This is a genomic window from Sphingobacterium sp. R2 (genome assembly GCF_040760075.1).
Lineage (GTDB): Bacteria > Bacteroidota > Bacteroidia > Sphingobacteriales > Sphingobacteriaceae > Sphingobacterium.
This window is the reverse complement of record NZ_CP142884.1, coordinates 2561718-2574201: the sequence shown is the minus strand read 5'-3', so window position 1 is coordinate 2574201 and position 12484 is coordinate 2561718. Positions and strand designations below refer to the sequence as shown.

At 42.0% G+C, this 12484-nt stretch carries 8 protein-coding genes; 2 read left to right on the top strand and 6 right to left on the bottom strand.

Features of this window, described 5'->3' with window-relative positions:
- Positions 1 to 13: 13 nt before the first annotated feature.
- The 3 genes from VXM68_RS10680 to VXM68_RS10670 all read right to left on the bottom strand — a co-directional run bounded on the left by VXM68_RS10680 (position 14) and on the right by VXM68_RS10670 (position 5658).
- Complete coding sequence (locus VXM68_RS10680; RefSeq protein ID WP_293955663.1) at positions 14 to 3556, bottom strand: TonB-dependent receptor; 3543 nt, start codon at positions 3554 to 3556, stop codon at positions 14 to 16.
- A 190-nt stretch (positions 3557 to 3746) separates the two neighbouring features.
- Complete coding sequence (locus VXM68_RS10675; protein WP_293955664.1) at positions 3747 to 4958, bottom strand: FecR domain-containing protein; 1212 nt, start codon at positions 4956 to 4958, stop codon at positions 3747 to 3749.
- A gap of 157 nt (positions 4959 to 5115) precedes the next feature.
- Complete coding sequence (locus VXM68_RS10670) at positions 5116 to 5658, bottom strand: RNA polymerase sigma factor (protein WP_367211219.1); 543 nt, start codon at positions 5656 to 5658, stop codon at positions 5116 to 5118.
- A gap of 352 nt (positions 5659 to 6010) precedes the next feature.
- On the opposite strand from VXM68_RS10670, the gene VXM68_RS10665 reads away from it, so the two are divergent.
- On the top strand, positions 6011 to 7279 hold the full coding sequence (locus VXM68_RS10665) for an ATP-binding protein (RefSeq protein ID WP_367211218.1): 1269 nt from the start codon (positions 6011 to 6013) through the stop codon (positions 7277 to 7279).
- Positions 7280 to 7357: 78 nt separating this feature from the next.
- On the top strand, positions 7358 to 8068 hold the full coding sequence (locus tag VXM68_RS10660) for a prolyl oligopeptidase family serine peptidase (RefSeq protein WP_367211217.1): 711 nt from the start codon (positions 7358 to 7360) through the stop codon (positions 8066 to 8068).
- Between the two features lie 186 nt (positions 8069 to 8254).
- Here the strand turns inward: VXM68_RS10660 and VXM68_RS10655 are convergent, their stop codons facing one another.
- Genes VXM68_RS10655 through sbnA form a run of 3 tightly spaced genes read right to left on the bottom strand, consistent with a single transcriptional unit; the run spans position 8255 to position 12366 of the window.
- Positions 8255 to 9631: an alanine racemase gene (locus tag VXM68_RS10655; RefSeq protein WP_367211216.1), complete on the bottom strand. Its 1377-nt coding sequence runs from the start codon at positions 9629 to 9631 to the stop codon at positions 8255 to 8257.
- A 9-nt stretch (positions 9632 to 9640) separates the two neighbouring features.
- Positions 9641 to 11389, bottom strand: coding sequence for an FAD/NAD(P)-binding protein (locus VXM68_RS10650; protein ID WP_293955669.1), 1749 nt, complete (start codon positions 11387 to 11389; stop codon positions 9641 to 9643).
- Entirely contained in the window at positions 11386 to 12366 is a 981-nt protein-coding gene (gene sbnA / locus VXM68_RS10645) for a 2,3-diaminopropionate biosynthesis protein SbnA (protein WP_293955670.1), read from the bottom strand. Before sbnA ends, VXM68_RS10650 begins: the two co-directional genes overlap by 4 nt.
- Positions 12367 to 12484: the final 118 nt, after the last annotated feature.

Sequence of the window (12484 nt, the reverse complement as noted above, 5' to 3'; positions counted from 1 at the left end):
GCGATGTCAAGTATTAAAGCGTAAGCATTAAACCAAAAGAATACGTTTTACCCATGGGGTAGTCCCGCAGTAGCCCTCGCTCTGAGGAATCTGCAGGATCATTGGCACTTGCGGGCGAATTATAATTGATCATTGCACCAGCCTGTTCGGGATCTATATACTTCGTCAGATTCCCAAAGTTCCAGGTCAACAGATTCTCGCCGCTAAAGTAAAACCGTAATTTTTCGACTTTATAGCGCCGTGTCCATTGCTGTGGCAAGGTGTAACCCAACGTAAAATTTTTCATTCGTAGGAACCCAACATTGGTCAGGTAATAATCGTTCAATTCGTAAAGTGACCTTCCACTCTGTAAGGATGAATATCCCCGATAGATCTGTGGATACTTGTTCCCTTTATTGTCCGGCGTCCATGCATTATCGACCAAGTCTTTACGGACAAAAGAAAGATAGGGCCGCTGATAGGATCCCCAGTATAAATCTCCTGTCGGGTACCAGTCCTGTTTGGCAACACCAGCAAAGGCTGCCGAAAGATCAAAATTATTCCAGGAAGCACCCATATTGACACCAAATGGAAATTTCGGCATGGCATTGCCAATTGGTTTAATATCACCATGGTTGGCAAGCGTATTATCTCCTTTGTCGATGCGTCCATCACCATTGAGATCCACATATTTCACATCGCCGCCGCGCAACATATTCCATTCACTGTTTTGCGATACACTCAGAATATCGTTATATACTTTAGAGAGGGACAATTGCGGATCTTGGAAACTATTCTGATAGCTCAATGCCTCCGCATCAGACTGAAACTGTCCGTCGATATGGTATCCCCAGATCTGCCCCAGCACCTGTCCTTCGTAATAGGAGCTCAACAAGCCTTGTGGATTATTATATTTCGTGATGATGCCTTTAAAATTAGTGGTATTCACGGCAATGTTGAAGCGCAAAGCTGAGCCGGCAAGGTCAAACTTATCCTGATAGGTTATCCCAACCTCAAAACCCTTATTACGCAAAGCCGCGTAGTTTTCGCGCGGTTCATTAGCTCCAAATACCGCTGGAAGTGGTTGGCCCGGAAGATACATGCCTTCAACATCCTTCTGATACCAGTCAAAATTAACATTGAGCTTGTTCTGAATCAGCCCAAGATCAACACCAAAGTCAATGCTTTTGGTCCGTTCCCAGGTGACGACATTGGGTAAAGGTGCCGGCGTACTGGCCCCGATAAGACGGGTACCCCCATTTAGCCAAGCTAACTGCTGCACGGTCATCAATTCCTTAAAGGTATTGACCCCTACAGTCTGGTTGCCGAGTTTGCCATACGACGCTCTGAGCTTTAAGGTGGGTATACTGCCTTTGATCGATTCCCAAAAATGCTCACGGTCCAGCTGCCAACCCAATGAGACGGAGGGAAAAAATCCCCATCGGCTCCCGCTTGGAAACCGTGATGAGCCATCATACCGTGAATTTATTTCCAGCAGGTACTTATTATTGTAGGCATAATTAAAACGGCCAAATACGCCCTGAATAGCCCAATTTTCAGCTGTTCCGCTCAGGCTATACATGGAAGTCCCCAGCGCCAAGTTAGATAGATCTTCGATCAGCAGGTCGTCCATGGCCCCGGCAATACGGTCCCGGTCAAAGGATTCCTGATTGTAGCCTACCAATACTTTGAACTGATGTTTTTGCGCCACATTTTTTTCGTAGGTCGCAAACAGGTTCATCGCATTATACTTGTCTTTCCAGCGGTATTCTGTCAGACGGTTAAGCCCTGCAGTCGCATAATTGAGTTTATTGCCAGAATAATAACTGAAGGGGTTAAGGCGTGTGCTCCGTGAAAAGTTTTCGATACGGTTGCTATAATCAAAATTTACCTGAAGGCCTTTCAATGGCTTGAGCAGCACACGGAAGGTATTGGTAAATTCTTCACTATTGCGCAGCTCCCAGCTCTTTCCTGATTCGAGTCCTGCATTCGCACCTTGACCACCAGTACCTACACCTATATCTGTTGGAATACCGTCTACAAAATTGGGGTAAAAAGGCATCAAATAATACCACGTAGTCGTACTCCAAAGTCCCCCTAGACCATTCGCATATCCACCATATTCTTTATCCTTTTCGTTGATGAACTGTGTATTGTTCGAAATTTCCAACCAGCTGTTGGGTGTGAATACCAAATTGGATTTCATATTCTGACGGTCCATATTGGAATCGTCATTGATATTATTGATTGTTTCTCTTTTGAACATACGTCCCGAAAGATAGGCTTTGAGCTTTTCGCTACCTCCAGAAATGGCAATATTATGGAAATTGGAAGGCTGATATTTTTTAAATAGGTAATCCCACCAATTGGTTTTATAGAAAAACTTGTAAGTTCCATCCGCCTGTTTCTCATGAAAGGGCGCAATCTCACCCGCAGCCACCATTTTGATCGCTTCCCAGTCCATTGGATTGTACCGTGTATAAGAACTGCCATTATACCCATATAGCGCAGCATCTACCGTTTTCCCATAAACATAGGGATCGGAAATATAATCGGTACGTGAGGCCGGTGTCGTCCAAGCAAAATTGTTAACATAATCCACCTTCACTGTTCCTACCTTACCTTTTTTGGTGGTTACTAAGATGACACCAAAAGCACCACGAGCGCCATAAATAGCCGCAGAGGCGGCATCTTTCAGTACAGAAACACTTTCAATGTCATTAGGATTAACGCGGGTAATATTCCCCTCAATCCCATCAATCAATACCAGCGGGCCGCCCTCATTAATGGAATTAAATCCGCGCACATTGATATCAGGTGCCTTGGATGGATCGCCGTTATTGAGCTGGATGTTTAAACCGGGCATAAGTCCCTGAAGCGTACCTGCTATATTCGCACTTGGACGCAACGCGATATCATCGGCATTGACCTGCGACACAGCCCCCGTCAGATTTGCCTTTTTCTGCACGCCATACCCCACGACCACAACTTCTTCCATTGCGTTGACTGAGGGCTTCATGGTTACATTCAATGTTGATTGCTGTGCTAGCGCTATTTCAAGCGGCTCATAACCAACCATGGTAAAGACAAGTATGCCATTACGGCTGTCTACCTGAATTTGAAAACTACCATCCGCACGACTTAAGCTTTTCTCCTTTTTGCCTTTTTCACTAATCGTAACATTATCCAAAGGCCGGCCCTGATCATCTTTAATAAATCCTTTGATCGGGTAACGCTGCGGAGTTTCCGTAACCGATGTTTGGCGAGCAGACTGTTCCACTCTTTTGTTCAGAACTATATTATTATCTGCTTTCACATAAGATAACTGAAGCTGAGTCAACAGATCATTCAGTGCTTGCTCAAATGAGATATTATGGTAGCTCACACTAATACGGTCGTCTTTTGCAATAAGCGACTCGTTGTAAAAAATATTGTATCCACTTTGCTTCTGCAGTTCTTTCAAGACCGCACTCACCTTTACATTGGTCCGCTTCAGATGGACGGTCTGGCCAAAAGAAAATGCATGCAGCTGCAAATTGGCAGCAAATAAGAGAGGAATTGCTATAGACAATTTCATAGAAATTGGTATTTTCTGGGATCGCACCTGCCACAATTGCGGCAATGCGATCAATTTTTTTTTAGTAAATTGCATTCGGTTGAGATAAAATTTCACGGTTTTATTAGTCATCCATGTCGAGAAAAAGACAGAACTTTCAGGGGCGTTGGCGCGCTCCTGATTGTTATATATGCTTCCCTTCTCATTAGCGTTAGTTTAGCACATATATCCTCCTTCCTTTACGTTCGAAATGTACACCACCGGCGAAAGAAATTGTTTTCAATAGTTTATCGATATTCTCATAGCGGGAAATTGTCCCGGAGAAGTGCTGTCCCTGCAACTGATCTTGGTAACTGATCTCAACATCATACCAGCGTGCCACCTCTTCCATGACCGCCTCTATGGATGCATTATCAAAAGCAAAATTTCCATTTTTCCAAGCGAGACTATAGAAGGGATCTACTTGCTCTTTTTTCACACGCTTGCTATTTTGATCGAAAATGACCTGATCATTGGGTGTAAGCAACTGTTCTTTTAAGGTAGCATCGGCAAAAGAAAGCTTGACTTTTCCTTCTACCAATGTGGTAACGATGTGATCCCCAAAACTCCTAATGTTAAAATGTGTTCCAAGAACCTCAAGTGTCTGTGCTCCACTTTGCACGATAAAAGGTACCCGTTTGCCTTTGTTATCCATTTTAGCCACTTCAAAATAGGCTTCACCTTCAAGCTGCACCAACCGCAACTTTGCATCAAATTTTACAGGATATTTGATCTTACTTCCTGCATTGAGCTGCACAAGACTTCCGTCGGCCATCTTTAATGAATATTCTCCACCTCTAGGGGTTACAATCGTATTGTAGACGATATTATTTATTGATGTCAGGTTGTCTTTGAGACTATAACTGATTTGACCTTCATTATCCTTAGTAATCAAATATTCTCCGTGGTCAAGGACCGTATCCGCACGGAGCAAACTGAGGTCGATCTGTTTTCCATTTTCAAGGATGATTATGGCTTTATCAGAACCCGGTACGATCGACACCTTAGACAGCTGCTCTTTCGGCAGCCTATCCCCGGTATAAAAGTTGTAGTAGCCCCATAGCACGGCACCGCAGAACGCAAGAAAGACTGCCGCAACCTGCCACCAACTTCTTCTGAGATTAAAATGACCATCTGTAGTCTTTTGGAGAGTAGATGCCGCTGTTGTAATTCGGGGATCAGCCATTATATTTTCCAACATCCGATGTGGGTCAGGGTACGTTGCGGGCTGTGCGTCATACGAATTCTCCCGCCAGACTTTCTCCCAAGCCTGAAGAAATACGGGATCATCCATTAATCCTACAAGCAGATCCTGTTCTTCTTTGCTGGCTTGATCAGCAAGATATTTACGTATTAATTGGCTGTATTGTTCAATTTGGTTCATTCCTTTCGATCGATTTCACCTACATAATCGCGCGAACCCGAAAAAAGTACCAATGCAAAAGATTATTTTTAGAAAAGGATTATAGATGCCATTTTTTTTTAGTCCCCCGGGGATTGCTAAATGGGCTAATAAAAAATCGATGCACAAGTTGAGGTTCTTATAAAAAAAAGATAGACAGGATTTTGTCCAGCTTGAACCGCACAAATTTCGAGGCGAGGCTGAGGTGATTGCGCACCGTATTTTTGGAGAGCCCTTCCTCATCGGCAATTTCCTGATAAGATTGATCCTCAAATTTGCTCCTTCGGTAAATTGCCTGTTGCTGTGGCGGCAATTGTTCAATAATGGATTCCAGGATGACCTGCAGCTCCTTGCCTTCCAGTTCATCCTGCAGCGAAAAGGAATTTTCAAGCCAGGTATGCTCAAGCGACTGTAGATAATTGGACCGGACCAGCGATTTACGGAAATTGGATATGGCCATTCTTTTTGAAATAGCAAATAGAAAAGGAAAAATGGCTTCCGGACCGGAAAGCTGCATTCTTTTTAAGTAAAATTCGATAAAAACTTCCTGTGTCACTTCCTCTGCATCACTATCATTTTTACAGAGCTGCCGGACTTTAAAATAGATAATCGGCTGATAATAATTAAAAACGACACCAAAAACTGACTGATCTCCAGCTTTTAATAAGACAAAATCGTCCATTGATATGGAAATATTTTTCAGCCCAGCTATCATGAATTTGGTAAATTTAATTGATGCAAATTAACGTAACAGATGTTAATTTCATATAAAATTAACATTAATATCTATAATTTCGAGTTTGCCTGCCTATAAAATCAATAAATCGTACAGCTCGATTGATATTACCAATGCACAATCTCATTGCGAAATACCGCATTTTGAACCTTACATAATTGAACAATCTCAATCGTATATTTATGGTAACTGCATCTGCAGAAACGCTCTCACCAATCTTTTAAACATTACTATTTTCTTTAGTATAACTATAAAATGAATGATAATTTTAATAGATTTGACCTAAAGGTCAATTATCATGAGGAATAGTACAAAGATCACAAATGCAAGCATAGAATCCGCGGGTTTACCAAAGGATGCTAAGCAAGCCATTGCTGAATATATATGGAATGGATTTGATGCTAAAGCCACAGCAGTATCCATCGAAATCAAGAGTAATGAACTTGGCCATATCGAACAGTTTAGTATCAGCGATAATGGAGAAGGTATAACACCGGATACATTAGACTATTCATTTGGCAACTTTCTGGATTCACTCAAGAAAGCGCAACCCAAACGTACTTCCTATACACGGGGCAAAAAGGGAAAAGGGCGATTCTCATTTTCCCTTTTTGCCACCCGTGCCACTTGGCATACTGTGGTAGCGCAGCATCAGGGCCTGATGGCGTACACAATAACCATAGACAGAGATAATAAAGAAACATACGATAGCTCCGAATTGCTGCCATCCCAGTCGGAGCATACAGGAACCACTGTGTTACTCGAAGGATTATTTGGCCTAAATGCTATGACATTCGAATCGGAGGATTTTAAAGATTTTCTAGCACAGGAATTTGGCTGGTTCTTGTATCTAAATAAGGATCTGGGTTACAATATCACCATAAATGGTAATCCGATCGTCTATCAGCAGCTGATTCAGGAGACTGATGAAACCTCAGTTACGATATATAGTCCCCAAGAGAATTCGTTCGTATTTAAGATTAATTATATCCGATGGAAATATTCCATTGGGGACCGTTACTACTATTATTTCCTGAACAGTCATAAAGTGGAGGTAACGAAACTGCTGAGTAGTTTTAACAATAATGCTATTGAATTTCATCATTCGGTTTACGTAGAGTCTGATTTTTTTGACAGTTTCGAAATGTCAGATATGACGCTATCTACTGAAGGAAACTTATTCAGCGAGAAAGAACAACAAGTAGTGTATCGCAAGCTCTTAGCTGAATTACGTGATATGCTGGAAAGAAAACAGAAGAAATATGTCCGCGAAAAAGCCGTGGATCTCAAATTAGAAGAACTCGCACAGAAGAATCTTTTACCCCACTACGGGCATGCTGATGCTGATAGCGGTCGTAAGGCCACCTTGCTCCAGCTGGTGCAAGAGCTTTATATTGCCAATCCACGTGCTTTTGTCGGTATCAAAGATGATTTAATTAGGACATACTTAGGCTTCTTGGATCTCTTGCTACAAACAGATCGTAAAGCACAGATATTACCTATCATTGAGCAGGCTATCCCCCTATCGGATAAAGAACGGGAAAGGATAGGAATGATATTACGATAGCGGCATGAATACATTGTAGTAAACTTCTCATTTTCTTCCAATATGACTTGTCAAGAACTCCTCAAAATTTACAGTAAGATGTGCTATCTTTATCCTCAACTGCTCTCAATATTCGTTTTCGGCATCTTTACATCACAGTCTATTGCTCAGGAAAAGCTAAAAGTCAATTATAAACACCTAACCTATCTCCCTAAAAATTACCATACAGATACGTCCACACATCCATTGGTTATCTATCTTCACGGAGGATCTCAAAAGGGCGATGATCTTGAAAAATTAAAGATCTATGGTTTACCTTATTTAGTAGATCAAGGAAAGGAATTTGATTTTGTAATGGTTGCACCACAATGTCCGGAGGGTAGATATTGGTCTACGGAAAATTGGTTCGACTCGCTTTACAATGAAATAACCTCAAACTACCGCATCGACAAGAGTCGTGTTTATGTGACTGGAATAAGTATGGGTGGATATGGAACCTACGCTGCAGCATTGGATCATCCCGAAAAAATTGCGGCAATTGTCCCATTGTGTGGAGGGGTAAATGATAGCGATACTACTCGCATTTGCATGCTCAGAGACATCCCCATCCTGACCTATCACGGAACGGCGGATGATCAAATCTCCATACATGAAACAGAAAGGATAGTCGAATCTCTAGAGGAATGCAATGGTGAAATTATTTTCCACCGTCTTACAGGAAAAGGTCACAGCATCCAGTACCTCTATGAAACTGAGCCCTGGATTTATGAATGGTTGTTGATGCACCGCAAAGCGATAAATAACGAATAACTTTACATTATAGGTTAGAATAATGTTTTTTGGAAAGGCTAACTAGGGATAATGTGCTATTATAACACGATCAGAAAATTTGGAGAATTAGGAGGTAAATTCCATTACAAAGGGCCCAATGAATATATTAGGCCCTTCATGTTATAAAGCTATTTCTATCAACTTAAATATGAACTTTAAATTCAGCTAGATAAATACATTCTTTGCAAGTTCGAAGAGGTGTGCTTCCGATTCGTAAAAATGCATCATGTAACCTGCTGTGTTGGGAAAAAGGATAAGATCTCCAATTTCCGGATATTTCTGCAGCTTAATTTGTCGTTTGAGAATCAACTCTTGTTCGAGACAATAACTCCCGACAAGATATGCATAACAGGGCTCATCTGAATCATCGACTTGCTGTTTGGGTAGATGCAGAGGATCCAATAAAAAGTCGGCACTCGAACTACGCAACTGTGTACGGTTCATTTCCAACCCCACAAGCAGACGACCCTCGCTATCTTTCTTGCGAAAGGCCACCTTTGCCAACGTACAACCTACTTGATCCAACAATGAACGGCCAGGTTCCATGCGTAATTCCAGCCTCCGATCTGTAAAGAGTCGGTGTATTGGGAGCCCATAGATGCTGGAATGGGCTGTGAGAATATGCTCTAATAATTTTTCCTTATGGATCTCATTGAAATATGGATATACAGTAGGTTCGCCATAAAGCTTATCCTCGATCTTGACCATACCTAAGGCATCATTCTGGTAAGTAAGTTCAGGTCGATTGCCGAGTACGGCTTCACGTAATGCTGTATGAAAGGATAACCATTCTTGGTGCGATTTAAGATAATTCATCAGGATACCTCCGCCAATATCGAGCGATCGCGTGTGTATTCCTAAGTCATGCAATGCATCAATCACCTGTACTGACTGTTCAATGGCAGCAACACGTTCGTCAATTGAATAGCCATTAAGATGAAAATGCAGCCCGTTGTATTTGAGGTGAGGATAGATTTCTGCCAAACCTTCAATGCGTTCTGCAACACTATCGATAGCAAAGCCAAAACGTGTTGGTAATCGTTGGCCATTGACATGAAATCCTCCTACACGTATGTTAATTAGCAAGGTTTTTCCAAACATTGCGGCAACATCCTGTGCTAATTCCAACTCATCTTCGTTATCCAACACAACGGTGACATTATGCTTTAATGCCAATTCAAAGAGCTGTCGATTTTTGACTGCAGCAGTCAGCACGAGTTGCTCACTGGCTATTCCTGCGTCAAGGCATTGCTGAAGTTCCCTAAAGCTTGCGGTATCCACACCTTGGCCGGCATCCGCCACGGCTTGAGCAAGTTGCAGGCATTTATTTGCTTTACGGGCGAAGAATATCTTGTGAATGACATTATACTTATTTAGTACAGTCTGGTAAGCATGTATATTTTCATTTAGAGGCTTAAAGTGATGTATATTGACTGGTGATCCGTATTGTTCAATTCGTTCAAAAAGTTCTTTCGGCTCTTTGGTAAGATGATTTACCCAAGGATGCAGAATGGGTGTTAAGGGAAAAAATGTTGTGTTCATGCTGTATTTCTATAATGTTCGGATTGTATCGTCTACCCAATAACAGGAGGTATCGTTTTTTGTTCGTGACAAGCTGTCGTTGTCGAAGAATACGCCTTCGGTATTCGCGCCATAGCAGTAAATGGGTACCCTGGCTAAGGTATTGCACTTGCCGCGCTTGTCCATGGACAAAGTACCAGGGAAATAAGCTTCATTTTGATGGGGACAAATTAGCCCTTGGCTCAAAAGTGTATCATATAAAGCAGCATTATGCTGATGTAAGGAGGGTCTGCCTATGCGTGCATCGATTAAGGTATTAAAAGATGTAGCTTTTCCATTTTCGTCACAAACGACGAAAACACTCCCCACTTCTTGCCATCGAATGGTCGGCTTTTTTAATGGCAAGAAACGGATGATACCCGCTCTTGCCAAGGCTAATATTTTTTCCATATTGGCAATTGGCGGACCATAGCTTACGCGGTTGAAAGCACCGAAATAATACTGATCCAACTGCTGCTGCGAATTGCCGGTAAACCCTACGGAAGAATATAATTCAGCAATAGATGGACATATCTCAGACCAGACCGAAGCAGCCGCCATTAATGGGCTATTCTGTTCACCTCGTTGTGCCTCCTCAATATTCTCCTCAATATAACGCAATATTTCTTCTTCACTCGTTAAGTTGGGTTTTAAAAGCTTGTGCAATGTAAAACGGTGTTGTAAAGGAATCGCATTTATTAAATTTTGTAGACGTTCGAGGTCGTTCTCGTTGAATTGGACAGCATAATAACGGAGTTGGATTTCCTGCTCGATTATTGGGAGCATATCTTTCTCAAAATCAATTTTCGTAGGCTGTTGCATCCATAATTTAAACTTCGAAGCATTTAATAAATATAGCGGACGTTTTTCTTGATACTGTGGACCACGACAAAGTATAGGTAGGGAAGTTCTTGAAAATGAATAGATCAATGGTTCCTTTCCTGAAGGACAATAATCTCCGTTATCATCAAAGGTGCCGCCGCGTCCTTCAGTAAGAGCCAATGCAATGTCGATGAAAGTAAGTCCCATGCCGGTAATACCTACTTGGGCATCAGAAGTAATATCATCATATTTTGACACCGGATATGGACTTCTGATAAAATTTGCCACTGGGACTTCAGATTCAGTGATTAGCGGCGTGTTATTGTAACAATGTCCTGTAGCGAGCAATATACTTGCAACATCCCAACTACCCGTGTTGGTTTCAATCCTTGCCTTAGAATGCTGTTCCGCTATTGCCACAACGGGTTCTGCGATAAGCTGAAGTTGGACATTTGCGGGGAGCTGCCGCATCGTCTCCTTAGTTACCCACTGCAAATAATAGCCCACCAAAGCTCTCGAAGCAAAGTCAGTTGGCTGGACATCTATATCTATACACTTCACCTTACTGAGCCACTCCATAAAACTTTGTTGATCTTCTTTCTGACTATACTTATCATGAAAAGCATTCAAATGGCCAATACAGTAATTAATTAACAGGTAATCAGGTTGGTGTATGCTATAGTTTGGGCCGCATCCAAATAGCTCATCGTTGTTGAACCATAGCACTTTATAGGATTTTGTAGCTCGGTCTATACGCACACGGTTAACGAAATGATTGAGGCCATACAAGCCCTTCGGCCCACCCCCAACAATGGCAATTGTATTATCCCCGTGTTGCTGCAATTTTTTTTGCTCTCGTTCTTGATAATAGGAATATAGGTCTTGTTGTGGATTAATGTGTTGCGTATTCCAAATCATACCAATACTTCTTTAAATGTCTGCTGTACCCATTCCTCATTGTATATGGTATCGAGATAGCGCTCGCCACTATCAGGGAAAAGTAGCACTACTGAAGAGTTTTTCGGGATCTGTTTTTTTAATTTATGGAGTGCGGCTACTAGCGCTCCAGAAGAACCACCGATGAGCATACCTTCGCGTTCGCGCAATAATTGACAACCTTTTACAGCTTCAAGATCTGAAACTAATGTATAATGATCGATCTGATGTTTTTGCAAAAATGCAGAGGGATGGCTTGCTCCCATTCCCGGAATATTTCTAGCGTTCGGCTTATTTTCAAATAGAATGCTACCCACTGCGTCAACGGCAATCAACTTGGTGGTAGCAGATGCTTTCTCAATCGCGTCGGCAATGCCACGGATCGTACCACATGTACTGGTGGCAACCAGCATATAATCGGGGGCGGCATTGAGTTGACTGGTTACTTCACGAAATATACCTTCATGCGCAATATGCACATTTGGATTACCGTACTGATTCGTCCAATAACTATTGGGAACTTTATCCAAAAGGTCCTGCACTTTTTTTAGACGGTTGCCGAGGTAACCCTGATTCTCATCTTTTTCATTTACCTCGACGATGTTTGCACCGAAAGCATTCAAAAGTTTCCTTGCGTGCTGGTTAATATGCGGGTCTACAACAATGTAAGAATCGAGGCAAAGCAACTTACAGAGCCGCGCTAGTGCAATACCCATATTTCCAGAAGAAGATTCAATAATAGTCGTTTCGTTATTAATATAACCTTTTCGAATGGCTTCAACTAAAATGTTTGTAGCCGACCTATCTTTTACACTACCACTCGGATTACCCATTTCCATCTTCGCATAGATTTGCATACCCAAGCTGGAGCTGAGTGAACATAGCGATGTTAATTGCGTATTTCCTATTCCCAATGCCAGGGTACTTATTCCCTTTACGTCACTTATTTGTAAGCCCATAGTTTTATATCTTCAGTTTTACCCTTAATGGTGACCATACGCTCCAAAAAAAATGCCGCATGCGGTATGAAATCAATATACAGGTAAGTATATTGTGCAAAGGGAGGTTTATACGGAG